This window comes from Variovorax sp. WS11, assembly GCF_010499245.1.
Taxonomy (GTDB): Bacteria; Pseudomonadota; Gammaproteobacteria; order Burkholderiales; family Burkholderiaceae_C; genus Variovorax.
The window spans coordinates 127,939-152,588 of record NZ_JAAGOW010000001.1 but is presented as its reverse complement, the minus strand read 5'-3'; the positions used below and the strand labels follow the sequence as shown (position 1 = coordinate 152,588).

26 protein-coding genes and 2 tRNA genes are annotated in these 24,650 nt (G+C 68.3%); 14 read left to right on the top strand and 14 right to left on the bottom strand.

The genetic code is table 11. The features are described 5' to 3' along the window. Positions 1–3: 3 nt before the first annotated feature. Genes GXN78_RS00795 through GXN78_RS00780 form a run of 4 tightly spaced genes read left to right on the top strand, consistent with a single transcriptional unit; the run spans position 4 to position 2,042 of the window. Entirely contained in the window at positions 4–294 is a 291-nt protein-coding gene (locus GXN78_RS00795; RefSeq protein ID WP_106558423.1) for a nucleotidyltransferase family protein, read from the top strand. After that, on the top strand, positions 291–677 hold the full coding sequence (locus GXN78_RS00790) for a DUF86 domain-containing protein (protein WP_106558422.1): 387 nt from the start codon (positions 291–293) through the stop codon (positions 675–677). The genes GXN78_RS00795 and GXN78_RS00790 overlap by 4 nt, the downstream gene beginning before the upstream one ends. 22 nt (positions 678–699) lie before the next feature. Beyond that, on the top strand, positions 700–1,497 hold the full coding sequence (locus GXN78_RS00785; RefSeq protein WP_106558465.1) for an adenosylcobinamide-GDP ribazoletransferase: 798 nt from the start codon (positions 700–702) through the stop codon (positions 1,495–1,497). Beyond that, entirely contained in the window at positions 1,494–2,042 is a 549-nt protein-coding gene (locus GXN78_RS00780; protein ID WP_106558421.1) for a histidine phosphatase family protein, read from the top strand. Before GXN78_RS00785 ends, GXN78_RS00780 begins: the two co-directional genes overlap by 4 nt. A gap of 7 nt (positions 2,043–2,049) precedes the next feature. On the opposite strand, the gene GXN78_RS00775 is transcribed toward GXN78_RS00780, so the two are convergent. Together GXN78_RS00775 and nth are read right to left on the bottom strand one after the other, a co-directional pair. Next, on the bottom strand, positions 2,050–2,523 hold the full coding sequence (locus GXN78_RS00775; protein ID WP_239142785.1) for an Ivy family c-type lysozyme inhibitor: 474 nt from the start codon (positions 2,521–2,523) through the stop codon (positions 2,050–2,052). Positions 2,524–2,624: 101 nt separating this feature from the next. Continuing rightward, positions 2,625–3,263, bottom strand: coding sequence for an endonuclease III (nth, locus tag GXN78_RS00770; RefSeq protein ID WP_106558464.1), 639 nt, complete (start codon positions 3,261–3,263; stop codon positions 2,625–2,627). A gap of 96 nt (positions 3,264–3,359) precedes the next feature. Here nth and GXN78_RS00765 point away from each other — a divergent pair, with 96 nt between their 5' ends. After that, on the top strand, positions 3,360–4,547 hold the full coding sequence (locus GXN78_RS00765) for a PLP-dependent aminotransferase family protein (RefSeq protein ID WP_106558419.1): 1,188 nt from the start codon (positions 3,360–3,362) through the stop codon (positions 4,545–4,547). Positions 4,548–4,561: 14 nt separating this feature from the next. On the opposite strand, the gene GXN78_RS00760 is transcribed toward GXN78_RS00765, so the two are convergent. The 8 genes from GXN78_RS00760 to mfd form a co-directional block, all read right to left on the bottom strand. Next, positions 4,562–5,629, bottom strand: a complete 1,068-nt coding sequence (locus GXN78_RS00760; RefSeq protein WP_106558418.1) for an Ldh family oxidoreductase — start codon at positions 5,627–5,629, stop codon at positions 4,562–4,564. A gap of 4 nt (positions 5,630–5,633) precedes the next feature. Beyond that, positions 5,634–7,136, bottom strand: a complete 1,503-nt coding sequence (locus GXN78_RS00755) for a tripartite tricarboxylate transporter permease (RefSeq protein WP_106558417.1) — start codon at positions 7,134–7,136, stop codon at positions 5,634–5,636. 10 nt (positions 7,137–7,146) lie between these two features. Beyond that, the gene (locus tag GXN78_RS00750) at positions 7,147–7,614 is read right to left on the bottom strand and encodes a tripartite tricarboxylate transporter TctB family protein (RefSeq protein WP_106558416.1); all 468 of its coding nucleotides are present in this window, start codon (positions 7,612–7,614) and stop codon (positions 7,147–7,149) included. 19 nt (positions 7,615–7,633) lie between these two features. After that, positions 7,634–8,605, bottom strand: coding sequence for a tripartite tricarboxylate transporter substrate binding protein (locus GXN78_RS00745; RefSeq protein ID WP_106558415.1), 972 nt, complete (start codon positions 8,603–8,605; stop codon positions 7,634–7,636). A gap of 124 nt (positions 8,606–8,729) precedes the next feature. Next, positions 8,730–9,443 (bottom strand): phosphoserine phosphatase SerB, encoded by a 714-nt coding sequence (serB, locus tag GXN78_RS00740; protein ID WP_106558414.1) that lies wholly within the window; start codon positions 9,441–9,443, stop codon positions 8,730–8,732. Beyond that, positions 9,440–9,838, bottom strand: a complete 399-nt coding sequence (locus tag GXN78_RS00735; protein ID WP_164255333.1) for a type II toxin-antitoxin system VapC family toxin — start codon at positions 9,836–9,838, stop codon at positions 9,440–9,442. Before GXN78_RS00735 ends, serB begins: the two co-directional genes overlap by 4 nt. Next, positions 9,838–10,086 carry a hypothetical protein gene (locus GXN78_RS00730; RefSeq protein WP_164255332.1) on the bottom strand — a complete coding sequence of 83 codons (249 nt, stop codon included), beginning with the start codon at positions 10,084–10,086 and terminating at the stop codon, positions 9,838–9,840. The genes GXN78_RS00735 and GXN78_RS00730 overlap by 1 nt, the downstream gene beginning before the upstream one ends. A gap of 50 nt (positions 10,087–10,136) precedes the next feature. Further along, positions 10,137–13,700, bottom strand: coding sequence for a transcription-repair coupling factor (gene mfd / locus GXN78_RS00725; RefSeq protein ID WP_106558412.1), 3,564 nt, complete (start codon positions 13,698–13,700; stop codon positions 10,137–10,139). Between the two features lie 107 nt (positions 13,701–13,807). Between mfd and ispD the strand changes: the two genes are divergently transcribed. Then, positions 13,808–14,524 carry a 2-C-methyl-D-erythritol 4-phosphate cytidylyltransferase gene (gene ispD, locus GXN78_RS00720; RefSeq protein ID WP_106558411.1) on the top strand — a complete coding sequence of 239 codons (717 nt, stop codon included), beginning with the start codon at positions 13,808–13,810 and terminating at the stop codon, positions 14,522–14,524. Beyond that, complete coding sequence (ispF, locus tag GXN78_RS00715) at positions 14,521–15,006, top strand: 2-C-methyl-D-erythritol 2,4-cyclodiphosphate synthase (protein WP_106558410.1); 486 nt, start codon at positions 14,521–14,523, stop codon at positions 15,004–15,006. The genes ispD and ispF overlap by 4 nt, the downstream gene beginning before the upstream one ends. Before the next feature lie 5 nt (positions 15,007–15,011). Here the strand turns inward: ispF and GXN78_RS00710 are convergent, their stop codons facing one another. Together GXN78_RS00710 and ompR are read right to left on the bottom strand one after the other, a co-directional pair. Further along, on the bottom strand, positions 15,012–16,433 hold the full coding sequence (locus GXN78_RS00710) for a sensor histidine kinase (RefSeq protein ID WP_106558409.1): 1,422 nt from the start codon (positions 16,431–16,433) through the stop codon (positions 15,012–15,014). A gap of 83 nt (positions 16,434–16,516) precedes the next feature. Further along, positions 16,517–17,248 carry a two-component system response regulator OmpR gene (ompR, locus tag GXN78_RS00705; protein ID WP_106558408.1) on the bottom strand — a complete coding sequence of 244 codons (732 nt, stop codon included), beginning with the start codon at positions 17,246–17,248 and terminating at the stop codon, positions 16,517–16,519. A 170-nt stretch (positions 17,249–17,418) separates the two neighbouring features. Here ompR and GXN78_RS00700 point away from each other — a divergent pair, with 170 nt between their 5' ends. Both GXN78_RS00700 and GXN78_RS00695 read left to right on the top strand, forming a co-directional pair. Beyond that, positions 17,419–17,799 (top strand): hypothetical protein, encoded by a 381-nt coding sequence (locus GXN78_RS00700; RefSeq protein WP_106558407.1) that lies wholly within the window; start codon positions 17,419–17,421, stop codon positions 17,797–17,799. Positions 17,800–17,910: 111 nt separating this feature from the next. After that, on the top strand, positions 17,911–18,561 hold the full coding sequence (locus tag GXN78_RS00695; RefSeq protein ID WP_239142558.1) for an SIMPL domain-containing protein: 651 nt from the start codon (positions 17,911–17,913) through the stop codon (positions 18,559–18,561). 21 nt (positions 18,562–18,582) lie between these two features. On the opposite strand, the gene GXN78_RS00690 is transcribed toward GXN78_RS00695, so the two are convergent. Further along, the gene (locus tag GXN78_RS00690) at positions 18,583–19,353 is read right to left on the bottom strand and encodes a 3-hydroxybutyrate dehydrogenase (RefSeq protein WP_106558462.1); all 771 of its coding nucleotides are present in this window, start codon (positions 19,351–19,353) and stop codon (positions 18,583–18,585) included. A 141-nt stretch (positions 19,354–19,494) separates the two neighbouring features. On the opposite strand from GXN78_RS00690, the gene GXN78_RS00685 reads away from it, so the two are divergent. The 5 genes from GXN78_RS00685 (at position 19,495) to rimO (ending at position 24,480) form a co-directional block, all read left to right on the top strand. Further along, positions 19,495–21,699 (top strand): bifunctional (p)ppGpp synthetase/guanosine-3',5'-bis(diphosphate) 3'-pyrophosphohydrolase, encoded by a 2,205-nt coding sequence (locus GXN78_RS00685; protein ID WP_106558406.1) that lies wholly within the window; start codon positions 19,495–19,497, stop codon positions 21,697–21,699. Positions 21,700–21,758: 59 nt separating this feature from the next. Further along, positions 21,759–21,835 (top strand) — tRNA-Val (locus GXN78_RS00680). Positions 21,836–22,031: 196 nt separating this feature from the next. Then, positions 22,032–22,400: a hypothetical protein gene (locus GXN78_RS00675; protein WP_106558405.1), complete on the top strand. Its 369-nt coding sequence runs from the start codon at positions 22,032–22,034 to the stop codon at positions 22,398–22,400. A 97-nt stretch (positions 22,401–22,497) separates the two neighbouring features. Beyond that, positions 22,498–23,055 (top strand): polyhydroxyalkanoate synthesis repressor PhaR, encoded by a 558-nt coding sequence (phaR, locus tag GXN78_RS00670; protein ID WP_106558404.1) that lies wholly within the window; start codon positions 22,498–22,500, stop codon positions 23,053–23,055. Positions 23,056–23,073: 18 nt separating this feature from the next. After that, positions 23,074–24,480, top strand: a complete 1,407-nt coding sequence (rimO, locus tag GXN78_RS00665) for a 30S ribosomal protein S12 methylthiotransferase RimO (RefSeq protein WP_106558403.1) — start codon at positions 23,074–23,076, stop codon at positions 24,478–24,480. Between the two features lie 81 nt (positions 24,481–24,561). Here rimO and GXN78_RS00660 read toward each other — a convergent pair. After that, positions 24,562–24,646: transfer RNA gene (locus tag GXN78_RS00660), tRNA-Leu, on the bottom strand. Between the last annotated feature and the right edge of the window lie 4 nt (positions 24,647–24,650).

Here is a 24,650-nt window from a genome sequence, read left to right as displayed (position 1 = left end):
CCTATGCGACCGTCTGTTGTGCTCGACATGAAGCGAAGTGCAGTGCGCGAAGCGGCAAGCCGCTTCCGTGCGGCGAACCCGCGCATCTTCGGATCGGTGCTGCATGGCACCGACCGGGACGGCAGTGACCTCGATCTGCTCGTCGATGCGTTGCCCGGCGCGACGCTCTTCGACTTGGGAGGTCTGCAAGACGAACTGGAATCGCTGCTCGGCATCCATGTCGATCTGCGGACTCCGGGTGACCTGCCCCCGAAGTTCCGGGCCAAGGTGCTCGCCGAGGCGCAGCCGGTATGAGCGAGAACCGTCTGGCCGACTACATCGACCACATGCAGCAGGCGGCGGCGGATGCGTGCGGCTTCGTGCAAGGGCTGGCCGAGGATGACTTTCTTGCGGACAAACGCACCCAGCAGGCCGTCATCATGAGCCTGATCATCATCGGCGAGGCTGCCACGAAAGTGATGGACGCTTACGCCCAGTTCACCGACGCGCATCCCGAGGTGCCTTGGCGCAGCATGCGCGGCATGCGCAACCGCATCGCCCACGGCTACTTCGACATCAACCTCGAAGTGGTGTGGGATACCGTGCAAACGGCGCTGCCGGAGTTACTCAAGCAACTGCATGCCGTGCGACAGGACGTTGGGGATGAAGACCACAGCGACGATGGGATGAAGCCATGAAGGGCATCCAGCTCGCCCCATGATGCACGGCGTGCGCCATTTCCTGCTGGCGCTCCAGTTCTTCACGCGCGTGCCGGTCACGGGGCGGCTGGCGGCCTGGGTGGGCTTCAGCCCCGCGATGCTGCGTGCGAGCGCGGCGCATTTTCCCGGCGTGGGATGGCTGGTGGGCGCGGTCGGGGCAGGCGTGTTCCTGCTCGCGCAATCGGGCCTGCCCGGCATGGCCGGCGCGGTCGCGGCAGCGCTGCTGTCGACGATCGCGACCGTGCTGCTGACCGGGGCCTTCCACGAGGACGGGCTGGCCGACGTGGTCGATGGCCTGGGCGGCTCGTTGGATCGGGCGCGTGCGCTGCAGATCATGAAGGACTCGCGCATCGGGGCCTTCGGCGCGCTGGCGCTGGTGCTGGCGCTGGGTTTGAAGACCGCGCTGCTGGCCACGCTGGCGGGGCAGGGCGCGATGAACGTCGCGACCGCCTTGCTGGGGGCGCACGTGCTGTCGAGGCTGGCCCCGCTGTTCCTGATCCGATGGCTGCCTTACGTGGGCGACGACGGCAGCGCGAGCAAGTCCAAGCCGCTGGCCGATGCGATCGGCGGCGGGGCTTTGCTGGTGGGCGTGCTGTATGCGTTGCCGGCCGTCCTGCTGCTGCTGTTCACGCATCCGCTCGCGCAGGCCGTGGCTGCCATGGTCGCCTGCGTGCTCGCGGCGTCGTACATGGCCTGGCTGCTCGCGCGCCGGCTGCAGGGCTTCACCGGCGACGGGCTGGGCGCCACCCAGCAACTGTGCGAGCTGGCCCTCTACCTGGCGCTCGCCTGGCAGGCATGAAGCTGGGACTCGTGCGTCACGCCCAGACCACCGCGGTGGCCGGCTCCTGCTATGGCCGTTCCGACGTGGGCGTGCCGCCGGAAGCGACGCGCGCCATCGCCGAGCGGATCGCGCCGGCGCTCGCGGCGCAGACCGAGCTCGTCAGCTCGCCCCTGCAGCGCTGCGCGCTGCTGGCGCAGGCCATCGCCGCGCTGCGGCCGGAGCTGCCACTGCGCGTCGACCCGCGCATCGCGGAGATGGATTTCGGCGCCTGGGAAGGCTGCGACTGGCGCAGCATCGCGCGCGCCGAGCTCGATGCCTGGACCGGCGCCTTCGCCGATGCGCGGCCGGGCGGCCATGGCGAGAGCACGCGCGAGTTCATGGGGCGGGTGGGCGAAGCCTTCGACGAATGGCGCGCTGCCGGGCGCGATGCGCTGTGGATCACGCATGCCGGCGTGATCCGCGCCGTCTGGCTGCTGCGAGATGGCCTGCGCTGCGTGGAGCGCGCCGACCAATGGCCCTCGCGGCCGATCGCGTTCGGCGAGTGGGTGGTGGTCGAGGGTTGAAGAAAGGCTAGCGCGACGGCGCCCGCCATTCGCGGCGCCACAGCCGCTGCAGTTCGCCTGCCATGGCAGGCGATGAAGTGCCGATCAGCATGTTGCCTTGCCCGCGATGCACCCATGCGTGGATGCGCAGGTCGAACGGGCTGTAGAGCATCACCGCGTTGTTGTCGTGGCAGTCGTGCGGCTTGCAGAAGGCATGCAGCACGTAGCGGCTGCCGCCCACGTACACCCAGCGCGGCTCCGGAGCGGGACCATTCATCTGGGCGAGCCAGGGTTCGCGCGCGTGGGCGCCGAGCAGGCCGCGCCAGGTTCTGCGGAAGCGCGCATCGGTGAGCAGCTTCGCCGGCTTGTCCTTGGCCGCGGACGGTGACCGTGGAGCCGGCGATGGGGGCGGCGCCGGTCCCCCAAGCTGGTCGCGCGCCCAGCCCGGCAGGGCCAGCGCGCCCAGGGCGCACACCAGGAAAAGGCGAAAGCGGCATTGCATGGCAATCACGATGATGGCGCCGCGCCGCGGGCGCCGCAAGGGAGCGAGTCCGCGGCTCGTAGGGGCCGCAGCGCGAGCCGTTCGCGCGGCCGGGCAGGCGCTCAGGGCGCCGGCGTCTTCGGCTTGTAGTCGCACCAGGGCGCCACCGCGCACTTCCAGCACATCGGCTTGCGCGCCACGCAAACGTAGCGCCCGTGCAGGATCAGCCAGTGGTGGGCATGCAGGCGATAGGCCGGCGGCACGCGCTTCTCGAGCTTGAGCTCGACCTCCAGCGGCGTCTTGCCGGGCGCCAGGCCGGTGCGATTGCTGACGCGGAAGATGTGGGTGTCGACCGCCATCGTGGCTTCGCCGAAGGCCACGTTGAGCACCACGTTCGCGGTCTTGCGGCCCACGCCCGGCAGGGCCTCGAGCTCGGCGCGCGTGCGCGGCACCTCGCCGCCGTGGCGCTCGATCAGCATGCGGCAGGCCTCCATCAGGTGCTTGGCCTTGCTGCGGTAGAGGCCGATGGTCTTGATGTAGCCCTCCAGCCCTTCGATCCCCAGCTCGAGGATGGCCTGCGGCGTGTTCGCGACCGGGAACAGCTTGCGGGTGGCCTTGTTCACGCCCACGTCGGTGGCCTGCGCCGAGAGCAGCACGGCGGCCAGCAGCTCGAAGGGGGTGCTGTACTCCAGCTCGGTCTCGGGTTCCGGATTGGCCGCCTGCAGGGTGGCGAAGAAGGGCTCGATCGCTGTTTTTTTCATCGTGGCCGGCAGTGTATGCATGTTGCCCCCGCCCGGCGGCGGCCTGGCCCGAACTTGCGACAATGGCACCCCTTCCGTCATTCGCAGCAGGTTCCCATGCAATTCGCCACCCGCCTCGACAACGTCGAAACCTCCGCCATCCGCGAACTCTTCAAGCTGCTGGGCAAGCCCGGCATCATCAGCTTCGCCGGCGGCTTTCCGGACAGCGCGATGTTCGACGTCGAGGGGCTGAAGGAGGCGAGCTCGAAGGCGCTGGCCGAAGAGCCCGGCGGCGCCCTGCAGTACGGCGCCACCGAGGGCTACGAGCCGCTGCGCGCGCAGCTCTCGGCCTTCATGAAGGGCAAGGGCGTGGAGGTCGCGCCCGAGGGGCTGATCGTGACCACCGGCAGCCAGCAGGCACTCGACCTGCTGGGCAAGACCCTCATCTCGCCCGGCGACAAGGTGATCGTCGAGGGACCGACCTTCCTCGCGACCATCCAGTGCTTCCGCCTCTATGGGGCCGAGCTGATCAGCGCGCCCATCGATGCCGAGGGCGTGCAGGTCGACCGGCTGGAGCAGCTGATCGCCGAGCACAAGCCCAAGTTCGTCTACCTGATCCCCACCTTCGGCAACCCCAGCGGCGCGATGCTGAACCTGGAGCGCCGCAAGAAGGTGCTGGAGCTGGCGGTGAAGCACGGCACGGTGATCGTGGAGGACGACCCCTACGGCGACCTCTATTTCGGCAAGGCGCCGCCGCCTTCGATCATGTCGCTGACCGCCGAGGTCCCGGGCAGCCGCGAGCTGGTGGTGCATTGCGGCAGCCTGAGCAAGGTGCTGAGCCCGGGCCTGCGCATCGGCTGGATGATCGCGCCGCCGGAGCTGCTGGCCAAGGCCACCATGTGCAAGCAGTTCAGCGATGCCCACACCAGCACGTTCGCGCAGGCCACCGCCGCGCAGTACCTCAAGAGCGGGCGCATGCCCGACACGCTGGCGCATGTGCGCAAGGTCTATGCGGAGCGAGCCGCCGCCATGGGCGCGGCGCTGAAGCGCGAGCTCGGCGATGCGATCGCGTTCACGCAGCCGGGCGGCGGGCTGTTCTTCTGGGCCCGGCTGACGGGCGCGAACGGCAAGCTGGCCGATGCCAATGCGCTGGCCAAGCGGGCGATCGAGAAGGGCGTGGCCTTCGTGCCCGGCGCGCCCTTCTTCGCCGAAAAGCCCGATCTGGCGACCTTGCGGCTGAGCTTCGCGACCGCCAACGTCGAGAAGATCGAGGAAGGCATCGCGCGCCTGGGCGCAGCGCTCTGAGCCGTTCCTGGCCCTCAGCGCAGCGCGTCGGCCAGCTTCAGGCCGTAGCGCTGCTCGGCAGCCTGCAGCGAGGGTGGGATCGAAGGCGCCAGGCGCACGCCGGCTGCGATCTGCTCGGCGCGCCGCTGCAGGCCGCGCTCGCCCGGCAGCCGCACCGGCTTCGCCGCGTCGGCGGGCACGTTGGCGCGGCACTGCGCGGCCACGTGGTCCATCTGGCGCAGGAAGGCCGCCTTGCCGCCGAAGGCATTCAGGTCGTGCAGCGTGAGGTACACCGTCGCGCCCCAGCCCTCGGGCGGATCGGCCCGGCCATGGCCGGAGAGCCCGCCGGTCAGCGATTCCACCAGCAGCGCCAGGCCGTAGCCCTTGTGGCCATGGGACAGGCCGCCCACCGGCAGCAGCGTGCCGGGCGGCTGGTCGAAGAGCACCGCCGGGTTTTTCGAGGGCCGGCCCTTCGCGTCGATGAGCACTTCGTGCTCGAAGGTCTCGCCCGCGTGGTGCTTGCGGTTGCTCATGCCGTTGGTGGTGATGGAGGCCGAGATGTCGACCATCGCCCCGCCGTCGCCGAGCGGGAAGCCCAGCGCCAGCGGGTTGGGCGTGAACACCGCCTGCGTGCCGCCGAAGGGCGCGACGCTGGCGGTGTTGGGGTCGGAGCAGGCCAGCACCAGCAGCATGTCTTCTTCCAGCGCCCGCAGCAGGTAGGCGGCGAGGCAGGCGATGTGGTGGCTGCGGCGGATCACCAGCGAAGCGGTGCCCAGCTCGCGCGCCCGCGGCAGCAGCAGGTTCAGGCCCTGGTGGACCAGCCAGGGGCCGGGCAGGCGCTGGCCGTCCCACAGCACGGCGGCAGGGCGGTCGGAGACCAAGATCGGAGCGCCCTCGCGCCGCATCCGGCCGGCCTCCAGTTCCTTCACATAGCCGGCCAGGAGCGCGAGGCCGTGCGTGTCGTGGCCCAGCAGGTCGCCCTGCACCAGCGTGTCGGCCACCGTGCCGGCCATGGCCTCGGCCAGGCCTGCGTGCTGCAGGAGTTGCGCCGCGTAGCGGGCGAGGGCAGAGGCGTCGTAACGGGGAGAGGTGTCGGTGTTCATGTGTTCAGTGTGCCGCGGCAGTCTGCAGGCGTCGATGCCGGCGCCGCCAGGCCAGGGCGGTCGAGCCGAACCAGACCAGCAGCGTGGCCAGCGCGAGCCCGGCAGCGATCGGCCGCTCGACGAAAGCCAGCCAGCTGCCGTCGGACTTGATCATCGAGGTGATGAAGTTCTCCTCCAGCATCTTGCCCAGCAGCATGCCGAGGATGGCCGGCGCGACCGGGAATCCGTTCTCCTCCAGCAGCCAGGCCGCGACGCCGAAGCCGAGCAGAATCCAGAGGTCGAACAGCGCGTTGTTGATGGCGAAGGCGCCCACCAGGCAGAAGACCAGGATGATCGGCATCAGCACGGTGCGCGGCATGCGCAAGATGCGCGCCGAGGCCTTGATGCAGGCCCAGCCCAGCGGCAGCATCAGCAGGTTGGCGAGGATGAAGACGATGAACACCGCGTAGACGTTGTGCGGGTTGTTCATGAAGATCATCGGGCCCGGGTTCATGTTCTTCATGTAGAGCACGCCGATCACGATGGCCGTGATGGAGTCGCCCGGGATGCCGAACACCAGCGCCGGCACCCAGGCGCCGGCGAGCGCGCTGTTGTTGGCGGCACCGGCCTCGACCAGGCCTTCCGGATGGCCGGTGCCGAACTTCTGCGGCTCCTTCGAGAGCTTCTTGCTCATCGCATAGGACATCCACGCCGCGATGTCGGCGCCCGCCCCGGGCAGGATGCCGACCGCGGTGCCCAGCGCGCTGCCGCGCAGGGTCTGCATCGGGTACTTGCGGATCAGGCCGCCCATGCCGGCAAAGACCGAGCCGATCTGCTTCTTGAAGCGCGCGAGTTCCTCGGCCGTGACCGTGAAGCGCAGGATCTCGGAGATGGCGAACATGCCGATCATCGCGGGGATCAGGGTGAGCCCGCCCAGCAGGTCCGCGTTGCCGAAGGTGAAGCGCGGATGGCCGGCCGGATTCTCCAGGCCCACGCAGCCCATCAGGAGGCCCAGGAACAGCGTGATGAGGCCCTTGAGCGGCGTGTCGCTGGTGATGAAGACCGCGCAGGTCAGGCCCAGCAGCACCAGCCAGAAATATTCGAAGGAGCTGAACTTGATCGCCACCTCGGCCAGCGCCGGCGCGGCCACGATCAGCACGGCCGTGCCGAACAGGCCGCCGATGCAGGAGAACACCAGGCCGATGCCCAGCGCCGTCTCGCCCTGGCCCTTGCGCGTCATCGCATAGGACTCGTCGGTGTAGGCGGCGGAGGCCGGCGTGCCCGGGATACGCAGCAGGGCGCCCGGAATGTCGCCCGCGAAGATCGCCATGGCCGTGGCCGTGACGATGGCCGCGACGGCGGGCACCGGCGGCAGGAAGAAGGTGATGGGCACCAGCAGGGCCGTGGCCATGGTGGCCGTGAGCCCGGGCACCGCACCGACGAACATGCCGAAAAGGCCCGACAGCAGCATCACCAACAGCACGGTCGGCGTGGCGACGGTCTGCAGGGCGAGGAGGACCGAATCCATCAGCTTTGCCTCACCACGCGAAGCGCTGCAGCACGCCCCAGGGCAGCGGCACCTTGAGCAGCTTGTAGAAGCAGGTGTGGATCACCAGCGTGGCCGCGACCGCCACCGCCAGCGCGACCGGCAGGCGCACGCCGCAGGCCCATTGCAACAACGTCAGTATCAGCAAACTGCACAGCACGAAGCCGAGCCGGTCGGCCAGCAGGATGTAGAAGGCCATGCTGGCGATGACGATCGCGAAGGCCGCGAGGCGCCGCGGGGAACGCAGGCCCTCGCCGAGCACGAGCAAGGGCTGCCCGCTGCGCAGGCCTTGCCACGTCAGCGCCAGCGAGCACAGCGCAAGGCCCGCCGCGGCAAGCCCGGGGAACAGCGCCGGCCCGAAGTTCTGGCCAGCCGCCGGCGGAAAGCCCTGGATGTGCCAGAGCACCGCCAGCGAAAGCAGCAGCAGCGCGGCGCCGATCAGGCTGTCATGGATGCGCATCGACAGGGCTGGTCAGGCTCTACTTGGCGATGCCGACGGCCTTCATCGCGACGGCGAAGCCCGCGTCCTTCTCGGCCATGAACTTGCCGAAGTCTGCGCGATCGGCATAGAGGGCGCCGAAGCCGCGCGAGGCCAGGAAGTCCTGGTAGCCCTTGCCGTCGAAGATCTTCTTGAGCGTGGCGGCGAGCTGATCGGTCTGCTCCTTCGGCAGGCCCTTGGGCGCGGCGATGCCGCGCCACGCGCCGGCATTCCACATCTTTCCCGCGGCGTCGGTGTAGAGCGGCACCTTGGGAAAGATGCCGTCGGGCTTGGAGCCCAGCAGCAGCAGCGGGCGCACCTTGCCGGCGTCGATCAGCGAGCGCGCCTCGGGCAGCGAGCAGGACACCACGTCGACGCCGCCGGCCATCAGGTCCTGCAGGCCCGGAGCGGCGCCCTGGCTCGGCACCCAGGCGATCGCGTTGCCGGGCAGCTTGTTGTCGACCAGCCATTGCGCGAGGCCCAGGTGCCAGATGCCGCCCTGGCCGGTGCCGCTGGCCTTCAGCTTGCCGGGGCTGGCCTTGGCGGCGTCGAGCAGCTCCTTGGCGCTCTTGATGGGCGAGTCCTCGCGCACGAAGATTGCGTTGGCGTCGAAGTTCATGAGCGCGAGCGGCGTGTAGTCGGCGCCCGAGAGCTGCGTGAGGCCTGCGTGGCGCATCATGCCGATCTCGACCGTGACGATGCCCAGCGTGTAGCCGTCGGGCGCGGCCGAGGCGATGGCCTGGTGCCCGACCACGCCGCTGCCGCCCGTGCGGTTGACCACGTTGATGGGCTGCTTGAGCTCTTTCTCGAGCTCGGCGGCGATGATGCGGGCCACGGCATCGGTGCCGCCGCCGGCGCCCCACGGCACGATCATCGTGATCGGGCGCTCGGGGTAGGCCGCGTGGGCGAGCCCGGGAAGAACCAGGGCGGTGGCGGCGGCACCGAGTGCGGCCAGAGACTGACGGCGCTTCATTTCGTCTCCTACGTTGTTGCCCGGGCATTCAAGCACCCGGGGCGCCGCAAGCGAAACTGAAGATAACCCTAGGACCGCGCAGGTCCTTTTTGCCTTAGGGGAGAAACCGGTTTCTCCCGGCGCCTCAGCGCAGGACTTCAAGCAGCCGGTCGAGGCCGCCGTCGTTGATCGCCACCATGGCCTCCTCGCGCACCTTGGGCTTGGCGTGGTAGGCCACCGACAGGCCGGCCTCGCGCATCATCGGCAGGTCGTTGGCGCCGTCGCCGACCGCGATGCATTCGGCGGGCGAGATGCCGAGAAGCGAGGCGACTTCGAGCAAGGTGCGGCGCTTTTCCGCGCCGTCGCAGATGTCGCCCCAGGATTGCATCGCCACGCGGCCGGTGAGCTTGCCCTCAGCCTCGTCGAGCAGGTTGGAGCGCGCGAAGTCGATGCCCAGGCGCTCCTTCACGCGGTTGGCGAAGAAGGTGAAGCCGCCGGAGACCAGCAGCACCTTGAGCCCTGCCGCCTTGCAGGCCGACACCAGCGCCTCGGCGCCGAGGTTGAGGCGCAGGCGCCGGTCGTAGACCTCCTGCAGCGCCGAGACCGGCACGCCCTGCAGCAGAGCCACGCGGCGCCGCAGGCTTTCCTTGAAGTCCATGATCTCGCCGCGCATCGTTGCTTCGGTGATCGCGGCGACCTCGGCCTTCTTGCCGACTGCATCGGCGATCTCGTCGATGCACTCGATGTTGATCAGCGTCGAGTCCATGTCGAAGGCAATCAGCTTGAAGTCGGCGAGCTTCAGGGGAGGGGTGAAGCGCTGGACCACAAGGCCAGGCGAAATCTCTTGGGTTGCTTTCATTCAGAGTACCAGTTGTCGACGCGCAATCCGGGGACCCGGGAGAACTCGCGCACGTTGCGCGTGACGACAATACGGTTGTGGGCAAGAGCGATGCCGGCCATCAAAAGGTCGTAGGGTCCGATGGGCGTGCCCTTGTTCTGCAGATAACCCTTGATCTGGCCCGCCCTGCGCGCGCTGTCCGTATCGAAGTCGAGGACGGCGAACCGCATGGTCAACTCCGCCAGTTGGGTGCGCTGGGTGGTGGGATCGATGGATTTGGAGAATCCGAACTCCAGTTCGAACAGGTTCACCGCGCTCAAGGCCATGAGTTCGTCCGGCACGGTGGCCATCCGTTCGCGAACTCCGCCAGCGCGGCGGAAGGCGTAGATCAGAGTGTTGGTGTCCAACAGGTACATCACCACGCCTCGCGTGGCGTGTCCGGCGGCAGGTCCTTGTTCATTTCCTCGGTCAGTGGGAAATCGGCCCACAGTTCGGGCCGCTTGTCGACCTCGACAAAGAACTCGTCCCAGCTCTTCTTGGGCTTGCGCTTCTCCGCCTCGGCGAACTGAGCGAACCATTTGCTCAGCGACATGTGGGCCCGCGCTGCTGCTTCCTTGGCAGCCGCCAGGGCGTCGTCTTCCAGATAAATCGTGACTTGAGACATACCAGGCCTCCTTTGCTGACAACCGTCGTGAATTATATAAGTGCGCACACTTATACGGCGGCGCTCGCCTCTGCGACCTTCGGCTGCCCGAGGCTCCTGAGCACATCCCGCACCATCTGCGCTCGCTCCTTCGGCTCCTTCAGCTCCCGCTCGATGCGCAGCTTCTCGTTGCCGGCCAGCTTGATGTGCTTGTTCTTCTGGATCAGCTGGATGATGGCCATCGAATCGACCGGCGGGTCCTTCTTGAAGCTGATGTGGATCACGCCCGGCGCGGCGTCGACCTTGACCACGCCGTAGGGCCGCGCCAGCACGCGCAGCCGGTGCACGTCGATCAGCGTCTGCGCCTGCGGCGGCAGCTTGCCGAAGCGGTCGACGATCTCCTCGAGCAGGGTGTCGATCTGGTCGGAGGTCTTCGCGGTCGCGAGCTTCTTGTAGAAGGACAGGCGCAGGTGCACGTCGCCGCAGTAGTTCTCGGGCAGCAGGGCGGGCGCGTGCAGGTTGATCTCGGTGGTGACCGACAGCGGCGCCAGCAGGTCGGGCTCCTGGCCGGCCTTGAGCGAGCGCACCGCCTCGGCCAGCATCTCGTTGTAGAGCTGGAAGCCGATCTCCATCATGTTGCCGCTCTGGTTCTCGCCCAGCACCTCGCCGGCGCCGCGGATCTCCAGGTCGTGCATCGCGAGGTAGAAGCCGGAGCCCAGCTCCTCCATCTGCTGGATGGCGTCGAGACGCTGGGCGGCCTGCTTGGTCAGGCCCTCGATGTCCGGCACCATCAGGTAGGCATAGGCCTGGTGGTGGCTGCGGCCGACGCGGCCGCGCAGCTGGTGCAGCTGCGCCAGGCCGAACTTGTCGGCGCGGCTCATCACGATGGTGTTGGCGCTCGGCACGTCGATGCCGGTCTCGATGATGGTCGAGCACAACAGCAGGTTGTAGCGCTGGGCCACGAAGTCGCGCATCACGCGCTCCAGCTCGCGCTCGGGCATCTGGCCGTGGGCGACCGCGATGCGGGCCTCGGGCAGCATCTGCTCCAGCTTCTGGCGCCGGTTCTCGATGGTCTCGACCTCGTTGTGCAGGAAGTAGACCTGCCCGCCGCGCTTGAGCTCGCGCAGCACGGCCTCGCGGATCACGCCCGTGCCCTCGTTGCGCACGAAGGTCTTGATCGCCAGGCGCCGCTGCGGCGCGGTGGCGATCACGCTGAGGTCGCGCAGGCCTTCCAGCGCCATGCCCAGCGTGCGCGGGATCGGCGTGGCGGTGAGGGTGAGCACGTCCACTTCGGCGCGCAGGGCCTTCATCGCCTCCTTGTGGCGCACGCCGAAGCGATGCTCCTCGTCGATGATGAGCAGGCCGAGGTTCTTGAACTTCACGGTGCCGGAGAGCAGCTTGTGCGTGCCGACCACGATGTCGACGCTGCCGTCGGCCAGGCCCTTGGCGGCCGCATTGATTTCCTTGGTCGAGCGGAAGCGGCTCATCTCGGCGACCTTGACGGGCCACTTGCCGAAACGGTCCATCAACGTCTGGTGGTGCTGCTCGGCGAGCAGCGTGGTGGGCGCGAGGAAGGCCACCTGCTTGCCGCCGGTCACCGCGACGAAGGCGGCGCGCAGGGCCACTTCGGTCTTGCCGAAGCCCACGTCGCCGCAGACCAGGCGGTCCATCGGCTGGGGCGAGATCATGTCCTGGATGACGGCGTGGATCGCGGCCTTCTGGTCGGCCGTCTCGTCGAAGCCGAAGTCGTTGGCGAAGACCTCGTAGTCGGCGGCCGAGAAGCGGAAGGCATGGCCCTCGCGCGCGGCACGCCGGGCATAGATGTTGAGCAGCTCGGCGGCCGAGTCGCGCACCTGCTCGGCGGCCTTGCGCTTGGCCTTCTCCCACTGGCCCGAGCCGAGCTTGTGCAGCGGCGCCTCGTCGGCGCTGACGCCGGTGTAGCGGCTGACCAGGTGCAGCTGCGCGACCGGCACGTAGAGCGTGGCCTTGTCGGCGTATTCCAGGTGCAGCATCTCCTGCAGCATCGGCTTGCCTTCGGCATCGGTGCCCTGGCCCAGGTCCATGTGGACCAGGCCGCGGTAGCGCCCGATGCCGTGCGCCGAATGCACCACCGGGTCGCCGACGGCCAGCTCGCTCAGGTCCTTGATCAGCGCCTCGACGTCGCTGACCTGCTCCTGCTTGCGGTTGCGCCGGCGGGCCGAGGGCGCGGTGGCGAAGAGCTCGGTCTCGGTGACGAAGTCGATGCCCTGTTCGGTCCAGGCGAAGCCGGCCACCAGCGCGGCGGTGGCGATGCCGATCTTCTCGTCGGGCGAGGCCTCGAACTCGGCCAGCGAGTCGAAGGCGGGCGGGCTCACGCCGCTGGCGCGCAGGAAGTCGAGCAGGCTCTCGCGGCGGCCGTCGCTTTCGGCGAGAACGAGCACGCGGTGCGGGGTGGCGGCGATGTGGGCCTTGAGCTTGACCAGCGGATCGTCGGCGCCGCGGACGACGGCGATGGGGGGGAGGGGAGTGAATTCCACATACGGGGAGCCCTCACCCCCGCCCTCTCCCAAAGGGAGAGGGGGCAAGTCCGCTTTGGCTCCCTCTCCCTCTGGGAGAGGGCTGGGGTGAGGGCGCCCCCCGCCTCGAATCGCCAACTGAGCGTGCGGCTTCGCCCGCTGATAGAACTGCTCCGCACTCAAGAACAAGGCCTCGGGCGGTAGCGCCGGCCGCTCCGGATCGCCCCGCACCAGCCGATAGCGCTCCCCCGTGTCCTGCCAGAAATGCTGGAACGCCGGTTCGAGCTCGCCATGCAGCACCACGGTCGTGTCCGCCCCGAGGTAGTCGAACACCGTGGCCGTCTCCTCGAAGAAGAGCGGCAGGTAGTACTCGATGCCGGCGGTCGCGACGCCGTTGCCCATGTCCTTGTAGAGCCGGCTGCGCGTGGGGTCGCCCTCCAGCAGCTCGCGCCAGCGGCTGCGGAAGCGCGCGCGGGCTTCGTCGTCCATCGGGAACTCGCGGCCGGGCAGTAGGCGCACCTCGGGCACGGGGTAAAGGCTGCGCTGGGTGTCGGGGTCGAAGGTCCGGATCGAATCGATCTCGTCGTCGAACAGGTCGACCCGGAAAGGTACCTGCGAGCCCATGGGGAACAGGTCGATCAGCCCGCCGCGCACCGCGTACTCGCCGGGGCTCACGACCTGCGTCACATGGCTGTAGCCGGCCAGCGTGAGCTGGGCCTTGAGCTTGGATTCCTCCAGCTTCTGCTTGGTCTTGAAGTGGAAGGTGTAGCCCGCCAGGAAAGCCGGCGGCGCCAGCCGATAGAGCGCGGTGGTGGCCGGCACCAGCACCACGTCGGCCTCTTTCTGGCTGATGCGCCACAGGGTGGCGAGGCGCTCGCTGATCAGGTCCTGGTGCGGCGAGAAGCTGTCGTAGGGCAGCGTCTCCCAGTCGGGGAAGAGGGCGCAGCGCAGCTCGGGCGCGAAGAAGGCGAGCTCGTCGATCAGCCGCTGCGCATCGTTGGCGTCGGCGGTGAAGACGGCGCTCGCGCGGCCGGCCGATTTCTCGCGCTCGGCCAGCTGCGCCAGCAGCAGCGCATCGGCGGAGAGAGGAGGGCGGGGCAGCGTGAAGCGCTTGCCTGCGGTGAGAGCGGGGAGGTCCATGAAGTGCCAATGAAATGCAGAACACCCCGCGCCGGCCGGCGAGGGGTGTGAGGGTCGAGCCGATTCTAGAATGGCTGCCCCTTCGCCGTTGGCTCCGGCCGGACCCCATGACTCCTTCCCGTCTTTTCGTCCTGATTCCCTGCGGGGGTTCCGGCAGCCGCGCCGGCGGTACGGGCCCCAAGCAGTACCAGCGCCTGGCCGGCCGGCCGATGGTGCGCCACACGCTGGAGGCCTTCCGCGCGCTGGCGGGCCGCTTTGCCGGCATTGCGCTGGTGGTGTCGCCGCAGGACCGCGAGGTGGCGGCCGCGCTGCCGCGCTTTCCGGCTGAAGGCGAGCACCTGCTGCAGGTCGGCGGCGCCACGCGCGCGGCCACCGTGCGCAACGGGCTGCTGGCGCTCCGGCAAACGGCAGGCGCCGGCCCGCACGACTGGGTGCTGGTGCATGACGCGGCGCGCTGCCTGGTGACGCCGACGCAGATCGAGGCCCTGATCGCGGCCTGCGAGCACGATGCGATCGGCGGCCTGCTGGCCCACCGCCTGCCGGACACCCTGAAGGTTGCCTCGCCCGAGGGCCGCGTCGCGAGCACGCTGACCCGTGCCGACAAGTGGCTGGCCCAGACGCCGCAGATGTTCCGCATCGGCATGCTGCTCGATGCACTGGAGCGTGCCGGCGATTCGGTGACCGACGAGGCCAGCGCGATCGAAGCCATCGGCCTCGCGCCCCTGCTGGTGCCGGGCAGCGCGCAGAATTTCAAGCTCACCTATCCCGAGGACTTCGCGCTGGCCGAAGCGCTCCTGCACAGCCGGCGCGGCGCAAAGACATGAACGCATTCGACATCCGCGTCGGCGAGGGCTGGGATGTGCACCAGCTGGTCGCCGGCCGCAAGCTGATCCTGGGCGGCGTCGAGGTTCCGCACAGCACGGGCCTGCTGGGCCATTCCGACGCCGACGTGCTGCTGCATGCCATCACCGATGCCCTGCTGGGCGCGGCCGGGCTGGGCGACATCGGTCGCCACTTCCCCGATACCGATGCGCAGTTCCGCGGCGCCGACTCGGCGGTGCTGCTGGCCGAGGCGGCGCGGCGCGTGCGCGCGGCGGGCTGGCAGATCGGCAACATCGACAGCACCGTGATCGCGCAGGCACCGAAGCTGGCACCGCATATCCCGGCCATGTGCGCACGCATCGCGGCCGCGCTCGAGCTCGCGCCCGACCGGGTGAACGTCAAGGCCAAGACGGCGGAGAAGCTCGGCCCGGTGGGCGAGGGCCGAGCGATGGAAGCGCGCGCGGTGGCGCTGCTGCGCCGCTAGACGGCTTATTTGTTCGCCTGCTGGGTCTTGCCTGCCGGGGGAGCCTCGGGCTTGATCGAAGCTGCGCGCGGCATGCGGATATGCGCGGCGAGCCCGCGGCCCGGCGTGCTGGTCAAGGCGAAGGTGCCGCCCATGCGCTCGATGTTCTTGGTCACGATCGACAGGCCCAGGCCCGCGCCGGCCGCCGAGGTGCGCGCGACGTCGCCGCGGAAGAAGGGCTTGCTCAGCTGCGAGAGCAGAGCCGGCGCCACGCCGGCGCCGTGGTCGCGCACCTTGATCAGCACGGCGTCGTTGTGGGCCTGCGCCTGGATCGTGATGTCGGCCACGCCGGTGGAGGGCGTCTTGCCGTAGCGCCGCGCGTTCTCGACCAGGTTGGAGATCACGCGCTGCAGCTCGACCTCGTCGGCCATCACACGCAGGTCGGCGGGCACGTCGACCGTGATCTTGATGTCCTCGTGGTCCTGCACGGCGTAGGTGCAGGCGTCGATCACGTCGCGCAGCAGCACCGGCTTGAAGTCGACGTGGTCGGGGCGCGCGTAGTCGAGGAACTTGTCGATGATGGCGTCGAGCTGCGCGATGTCGGCCGCCATGTGCTCGCGCGCGTCCTCGTCGGTCACGCTCATCTCGGTCTCGAGGCGCAGGCGCGCCAGCGGCGTGCGCAGGTCGTGCGAGATGCCGGCCAGCATCACGGCGCGGTCCTGCTCGATCTTGGCGAGCTGGTCGGCCATGCGGTTGAAGCCCACGTTCACGGCGCGGATCTCGTTGGTGCGGGCGCGCTCGTCCAGGCGGTGCGCCTCGTACTCGCCCTCGCGCACCTGCATGGTGGCGCGCGACAACTGCTTGAGCGGCAGGTTGATCAGGCGCGTGATGAGCGCCGCGCCGGCCAGCGAGAGGGCCATGGTCGTCACCAGCCAGATCAGCCAGGTGCGGCCGCCGAAACGGGTGAAGCGCGTGGGGTCGAGCAGCAGCCAGTAGGCATCGCTCTCGATCGTGAAGCCGATCCAGAGGCCGGGCTCGTCGTTGACGCGGCTGGCCACGGTGGTGCCTTCACCGAGGCGGTCGATCAGCTCCTCGGTCACGCGCGCGTCGAGGGCGCCGGTGGTGTAGGGCAGGAAGCGGTCGTTGGGCTCGCGCGGCAGGATGCGCACGCCCTCTTGGTCGGCCAGGGTCTTGATCAGCGAGACGCGGGTGATGGCGTCGGAATAGACCAGCGCCGCGCGCGTGAGATTGACCAGCGAGGCAATCTGGTGCGCCGTCTGGATGGCGCGCGGCTCGTACTCGAGGGCGCGGAAGGTCTGCAGCCAGGCGACCGTGCAGCCGACCAAGAGCAGCACCAGCAGGAAGAAGGTGCGCCAGAACAGACTCAGGCCGAGCTGCAGCCGCGGCTTGCGCCGAGACTGGCCGAGGCCCTCCAGCGGGCTCGGCAAGGTGACCTGGGGGCCGTCTTCGCCTAGGGGGCTGGGTGCTGTGGTCTTGGGGCCGAAAGTGGCGGCCACGAAAGTTCAGCGCCTCAGGTCGTGCCGTCCGGCACGAACACGTAGCCGACACCCCAGACCGTCTGGATGTAGCGCGGCGCCGCGGCATCGGACTCGACCAGCTTGCGCAGGCGCGAGATCTGCACGTCCAAGCTGCGGTCGAAGGGCTCGAACTCGCGGCCGCGCGCCAGCTGGGCCAGCTTCTCGCGCGACAGCGGCTGGCGCGGATGCCGCACCAGGGCCTTGAGCATCGCGAACTCGCCGGTGGTGAGCGAGAGTTCCTCGCCGTCCTTCCTGAGCGTGCGCGAGCCGAGGTCGAAGCTGAAGGGCCCGAAGTTCACCGTCTCGTTGTCGGTGGAGGGGGCGCCAGGCGCTTCGAGCGGCGGGCGGCGTCGCAGCACCGCGTGCACGCGCGCCAGCAGCTCGCGCGGGTTGAAGGGCTTGCCCAGGTAGTCGTCGGCGCCGACTTCCAGGCCGACGATGCGGTCGACGTCCTCGCCCTTGGCGGTCAGCATGATGATCGGCGTGCGGTCGTTGGCGGCGCGAAGTCGTCGGCAGACCGAGAGGCCGTCCTCGCCGGGCATCATCAGGTCGAGCACGATCAGGTCGACCGTGTCGCGCAGCAGGATGCGGTTGAGGGCCTTGCCGTCTTCCGCCACGATGACCTCGAAGCCTTCCTGGGTCAGGTAGCGGCGCAGCAGGTCGCGGATGCGCGCGTCGTCGTCGACGATCACGATCTTGTCTGTGCGGGCTGGTGCTTGATTCATTTCTACAACGCCGAATTTGTAACAACGCCAATTTTGAGGGTGTTGCAGGCCCATTGAGGCGCTTTTCACAATGGTTTGACACTAAGTTACAAAACTTGCGGGCGCTAGCCGTCCAGACGTTTGCGCCATGGGTAGCGGTGGCACAGTCGTTCCAAGCTCGACTCCTTGCCATGAAACTCTTTCTTTTCGCCTCGTCCCTTGTGCTGTCGCTGTGCGGCTCGTTGCCGGCGGCCGCGGAGCCGTCCTGGGGCTTCGTCCGGGTGAGCGACCAGCGGCGCAACGAAGTGCGCGACGCCGTCGAGGCGCACCGGGCGGCCAAGCGCGAGGAGGTGCGGCGCCAGGAAGCGGCGGCCGGTCGCCGGCTTACCCCGGCCGAGCTGGCCGAGCTTCGGCAGCAGGTGCGCCAGCAGTGGGTGCCGCGGCCGGATCCCGGGCCGGAACTCCGGACGGAGCTGATCCATTCGGCAGAGTCGCAGCCGGCCGAGCGCCTGGTGCCCGGCCCCGCGCCGAAAGGCAACCTGCTGACAGCGCCGCGCAGCCAACGTCAGTGAGCACGGCCCCACGGGGCATGATGCGTTTTTTCTTTCTCGATGGAATTGCTCGCCTTGAAAAAAATCAGGAAGCTAGCGGCCTGTGCCGCATTGATGTGTGCCGGGGCAGCCATGGCCCAAAGCGCGCCATGGACCCCGCCGCAGAACGTGCTGCAGTTGTCGGCGACCGGCACGGTCGAAACGCAGCAGGACCTGTTGTCCATGACCCTCAGCACCAGCCGCGATGCGGCCGATGCGGCCAGCGTGCAGACCCAGCTCAAGACCGCGCTGGACGCCGCGCTGGCCGAGGCGCGCAAGAACGCCCAGCCCGGGCTGCTCGACGTGCGCACCGGCAACTTCAGCCTAGTGCCGCGCTACACGCGTGACGGCAAGATCTCCGGCTGGCAGGGCACGACGGAGCTGGTGCTGGAGGGCAAGGACTTTCCGCGCATCACGCAGACGGCCGGCCGCATCTCGACGCTCACCGTCGGCGGCATCGGCTTCGGCCTGAGCCGCGAGCAGCGCGCCAAGGTCGAGGCCGAGGCGCAGACCATCGCGATCGAGAACTTCAAGCAGAAGGCGGCCGAGCTGGCCAAGGGCTTCGGCTTCGGCGGCTACACGCTGCGCGAGGTGTCGGTCAACGCCAACCAGGGCCCGCCGATCCGGCCGCGCATGATGGCGGCGGAGGCCTCGTCGAAGATGTCGTATGACGCCGCGGTGCCGGTCGAGGCCGGCAAGACCAGCGTGGTCGTCAACGTCTCGGGATCGGTGCAGCTCAAGTAGGGCTGCGGTGGCGCGGCGCTGCTACTGCGCCGTCCAGCCGCCGTCGACCTGCCAGGCCACGCCGCGCACCTGGTCGGCGGCCGGCGAGCACAGGAAGACCGCGAGGCCGCCCAACTGCTCGACCGTGGTGAACTGCAGCGAAGGCTGCTTCTCGCCGAGCAGGTCGTTCTGGGCCTGCGCGGCCGAGATGCCTTCGCGCGCCGAGCGGTCGTCGATCTGCTTCTGCACCAGCGGCGTCAGCACCCAGCCCGGGCAGATCGCGTTGCAGGTGACGCCGGTGGTGGCGGTCTCGAGCGCCACCGCCTTGGTGAGGCCGACGATGCCATGCTTGGCCGCCACATAGGCCGACTTCTGCGCCGAGGCCACGAGTCCGTGCGCCGAGGCGATGTTGACGATGCGGCCCCAGTTGGCCTCGCGCATCGCGGGCACGGCGAGGCGGGTGGTATGGAAGGCGCTGGTGAGGTTGATGGCGATCACTGTGTCCCAGCGCTCGACGGGGAAGTCCTCGACCTTCGCGACATGCTGGATGCCGGCGTTGTTGACCAGGATGTCGACGCGGCCGAACCTGGCGGCTGCGAACTTCATCATGTCTTCGATGTCCGACGGCTTGCTCATGTCGGCGCCGTGGTAGTCGGCCTTCACGCCCAGCGATTCGATCTCCGCCCGCGGCTTGTCCGCGTCGCCGAAACCGTTGAGCACGATGCTGGCGCCCTGTTGCGCCAGCGCCTTCGCGATGCCGAGCCCGATGCCACTGGTGGACCCCGTGACAAGCGCGGTTTTGCCTTTGAGCATGATGATCAATCTCCGGATGAATTAGGATGCAACGAGCCCATTATCTTCACCGTAGCGCCCGCCTTCCATGATCGAGTCTGTCGTCCATCGCACCACCTGGGAGGGGGTGATCGAGTGAAGCGTGACCAACCCGGCCTCTCGATGTCCGGTGCTTCCGTGGTCGACTATCCGCTCTCGGCCGCGACCGCGGAGCGCACGCCGGTGCAGGAGAACATGCTCGCGCGAGCACGAGCCTTCGCCGAGCCCCTGATCGCCGACGAGACGCTGGACACCGGCGAGAACACCCTCTCGCACGCCGACGCCGTGGCCGCGATCGTGTCGGCGATGGGCGGGTCGGAGGCGATGCAGGCGGCCAGCTACCTGGTCTATTCCTGCCAGCACCTGAATCGGCCGCTGGAGGTGATCGCCAAGGTCTTCGGCGACAACTTTGCGTTGCTCGCGGTCGAGACCACCAAGCTCGTGCACGTGCAGAAGCAGGCACGCTCGGTCACGGCCAGCGCGCACATCGGCGATGGCGCCGGCACGCAGACCGAGTACGTGCGCAAGATGCTGCTCGCGTTCTCGCGCGATCTGCGCGTGGTGATGCTGCGCCTCGCGTCGCGACTGCAGACGCTGCGCTACGCGGCGGCTTCCAAGAAGCCGGTGCCCGAGAGCGTGGCGCGCGAATCCCTGCAGGTGTTCGCGCCGCTGGCGAACCGCCTCGGCATCTGGCAGGTCAAGTGGGAGATCGAGGACCTGTCCTTCCGCTTCCTCGAGCCCGAGACCTACAAGCTCATCGCGCGCCTGCTCGACGAGAAGCGCGTGGAGCGCGAAGGCTACGTCGAGCAGTTGCGCTCGCGGCTCGAGCGCGAGCTGGCCGGGGAGGGCGTCAAGGCCACGGTGCAAGGGCGTCCCAAGAACATCTACAGCATCGTCAAGAAGATGCGCGGCAAGTCGCTGGACTTCGCGCAGGTCTTCGACATCCTGGCGCTGCGCGTGGTGGTGGCCGACGTCAAGGACTGCTATGCCGCGCTGGCCTGGGTGCATTCGCATTTCCAGCCGATCGACGAGGAGTTCGACGACTACATCGCGCGTCCCAAGCCCAACGGCTACCAGTCGCTGCACACCGTGGTGCGCGAAGTGGTGAACGGACAGGCCGGCAAGCCGATCGAGATCCAGATCCGCACCGAGGAGATGCACGACCATGCCGAGCACGGCGTGGCTGCGCACTGGGCCTACAAGGAAGCGGGCCACAAGGGCTATGCCGGCGTCTGGGCGAGCGGCGAGTACGACGCCAAGATTGCGGTGCTGCGCCAGCTGCTGGCGTGGGAGCGCGACCTGTCGGGCGGCTCGCAGGGACAGGGCCTGTTCGACGACCGCATCTACGTACTGACGCCCGATGCCGCGATCGTCGAGCTGCCGCAGGGCGCAACGGCGGTCGATTTCGCCTACTCCGTACACACAAGCCTGGGCCATCGCTGCCGCGGCGCACGCGTCGACGGCGCGATGGTGCCGCTGAACACGCCGCTGCAGAACGGGCAGACGGTCGAGATCATCGCGGCGAAAGAGGGTGGTCCTTCGCGCGACTGGCTCAATGCGGAGCTGGGCTACCTCGCGAGCCATCGCGCGCGCGCCAAGGTGCGCGCCTGGTTCAACGCGCAGATCACGCACGAGACCGTGGCGCGCGGCCGCGAGGCGGTCGAGAAGGTGCTGCAGCGCGAGGGCAAGACCGCGCTGAAGCTCGACGACTTGGCGTCGCAGCTGGGCTTCAAGTCGGCCGACCACTTGTTCGAGGTGGTGGGCAAGGACGAGTTCTCGCTGCGCAACATCGAGATGCTGCTGCGCCCGCCCGAGCCCGCGCCGGGGCCGGACGACGGCGTGATCATCAAGAAGGCGCGGGCCGGCGAAAGCTCGGGCAAGGGCGGCGTGCTGGTGGTCGGCGTCTCTTCGCTGATGACGCAGCTCGCCAAGTGCTGCAAGCCTGCGCCACCCGACGCGATCCGCGGCTTCGTCACGCGCGGCCATGGCGTCAGCATCCATCGCGCCGATTGCAGCAATTTCCGCATGATGGCGGGGCGCGATGCCGAGCGCGTGATCGATGTGGAATGGGGCGAACGGCGCGGCGGCGACGGCTCGGTCTATGCAGTCGACGTGGCCGTGGAGGCCGCCGATCGTCAGGGCCTCCTGCGCGACATCTCCGACGTGTTTGCGCGCGAGAAGATGAACGTCATCGGCGTGCAGACGCAGTCCGTCAAGGGCACGGCCTGGATGACCTTCACCATCGAGATCACCGATGCGGCGCGGCTGACGCAGGTGCTCGGCGTGGTCCGTGCGGTGACCGGCGTGCGTTCCGCGCGACGCCGCTGAGGCGCTCGGAAAATGCGCTCTCGCGGGCTGCTATACTTCGGCCTCTCGAACAAACTCACAGGCGCGTAGCTCAGCTGGTTAGAGCACCACCTTGACATGGTGGGGGTCGTTGGTTCGAGTCCAATCGCGCCTACCAATCTTTCTTTTCCCGATCGCAGCAGCCGCACCAACCAAGCGGCTGCCTCGCGGCTCCGGCCCTTCGCCGTGCGCTGCCGCACCGGTCGGGAGCATGTACCCCCGCATGGTCTAGTCCCTTCGTCGACTGGCAGATACGCCGACAGTTGTGGTAACTTGGCCATCCACCATCACCACTTCATTGACCCAGGGAAACGATGACCACGCCTGAGGCTGAGACCGGTCCGGCACTCGAGGAGCTCCGCCTCGCCGCCCTGCTGCGGCAGGCACCACTGGAGTTCGCGCGCGTGGTCTACGGACTCAACGACCGCGCCAACGGGCGTGCCGGCACCATGGCGGCCGAGGACGTCGCGCGAACGGTGCGCCAGGGGTCCCCCGTCACGAGGGAGCGCGCGGAGCAGCGTGCGCGCGGCTATCTGCCGCTGGCGGGTCACGAGCATTGCCCGCGCTGCTGGGTCTTCAACGGGGTCAAGACGCCCTTGCACTTCCGTGATGTCACCGACGAACGCCCCGAGTCGGCGGTCTGCAAGGTGTGCGGCGCCGAGTACGCCACCGCGCTGGATTGACGGCAATTTCCGGTCAGGGTAAACCTTGGCGCGGTGCAGCAAAACCGCTCCCTAGAATGGTTCGCGCGTCAAGGCGCGAAACCTCAAGGAGTCCTTAGTGCAGAGCAAGAAGTCCGCCGGCGACAAGCCGACGCAGCGGGTGATCAAAAAATATCCCAACCGCAGGCTCTACGACACGGAAACCTCCGCCTACATCACGCTCACCGAGGTCAAGCAGCTGGTCATGAGCAAGTCGCCCTTCGTGGTGCGCGACGCCAAGAGCGGCGACGATCTGACACGCAGCATCCTGCTGCAGATCATTCTCGAGGAGGAGGCCGGCGGCGCGCCGATGTTCACCGAGGAGGTGCTGGCCAACATCATCCGCTTCTACGGTCATGCGATGCAGGGCTACATGGGCCCTTATCTCGAGAAGAACATCCAGGCCATGGCCGAGGTGCAGGCGCAACTGGCCGAGAAGGCGCAGGTGCTGACGCCCGAGATGTGGGCGCGCTTCATGACCCTGCAGTCGCCCATGCTGCAGGGACTGATGGGCAACTATGTCGAGCAGTCGAAGAACGTGTTCCTGCAGATGCAGGAGCAGATGCAGAAAAACACCGAGCAGGTGCTGGGCGCTTTCGGCCTCAAGCGACCCCCCGGCGGCCAGACGGAGCGTTAGCGGGGACAATAGGGGGTTATGAGCGAAGTAGCCTCCCCTGAACATATTGCCGCACCGGCCATCCCCAAGGTCGGTTTCGTGAGCCTGGGCTGTCCCAAGGCACTCACGGATTCCGAGTTGATCCTGACCCAGCTGAGCGCCGAAGGCTATCAGACCTCCAAGACCTTCGAAGGCGCCGACCTGGTGATCGTCAACACCTGCGGCTTCATCGACGATGCGGTCAAGGAGAGCCTGGACACCATCGGCGAGGCGCTGGCCGAGAACGGCCGCGTGATCGTCACCGGCTGCCTGGGGGCGAAGGCTGGCGAAGGCGGCGGCAACCTGGTGCGCCAGATGCATCCCAGCGTGCTGGCCGTCACGGGGCCGCATGCGACGCAGGAGGTGATGGACGCGGTGCATGCGAACCTGCCCAAGCCGCACGACCCCTTCATCGACCTGGTACCGCAGGCCTTCGGCGTCGCCGGCCTGAAGCTGACGCCGCGGCACTATGCCTATCTGAAGATCAGCGAGGGATGCAACCATCGCTGCACCTTCTGCATCATCCCCTCGATGCGCGGCGACCTGGTGTCGCGGCCGGTGGGCAATGTGCTCGCAGAGGCGAAGGCCCTGTTCGAGGGCGGCGTCAAAGAGCTGCTTGTGATCAGCCAGGACACCTCCGCCTACGGCGTCGACGTCAAGTACCGCACCGGGTTCTGGGACGGCAAGCCGGTCAAGACGCGCATGCTGGAGCTGGTGCGCACGCTGGGCGAGATCGCCGAGCCCTACGGCGCATGGGTACGGCTGCACTACGTTTATCCCTACCCCAGCGTCGACGAGATCATCCCGCTGATGGCGAGCGGCCGGGTGCTGCCGTACCTCGACGTGCCGTTGCAGCACAGCCATCCCGAGGTCCTGCGGCGCATGAAGCGGCCTGCCAGTGGCGAGAAGAACCTGGAGCGCATCGCGCGTTGGCGCGAGGTGTGCCCGGAACTGGTGATCCGCAGCACCTTCATCGCCGGCTTTCCCGGGGAGACGGAAGAGGAGTTCGAGCACCTGCTCGACTTCATCCGCGGGGCGGAGATCGACCGTGCGGGTTGCTTCGCCTACAGCCCGGTCCAGGGCGCAGCCGCCAACGAGATCCCGGGCATGCTGCCGGAGTCGGAACGCGAGGCGCGGCGTGCGCGCTTCATGGAAGTGGCCGAGGCGGTGTCGATCGCCAAGCTGCGCCGGCGCATCGGCGCCACCATGCAGGTGCTGGTCGATTCAGCGCCGGCACTGGGGCGCAAAGGTGGTGTCGGTCGGTCCTATGCCGATGCGCCCGAGATCGACGGCACCGTGCGGCTGTTGCCGCCCGAGAAGATCAGCAAGACCCTGAAGGTCGGCGAGTTCACGCGTGCGCGCATCGTCGGTGCCGAGGGGCACGACCTGGTCGCGCTGCCTGTCTGATGCAGTTTTCGACAGGCAAGAAAAAAGCCACCGGAGGCCGGTGGCTTGAATCGAAGATGACCCAGAGGGTTTATCTAAACTTGGTGCCCAGAAGAGGACTCGAACCTCCACGATGTTACTCGCTAGTACCTGAAACTAGTGCGTCTACCAATTCCGCCATCTGGGCCCAC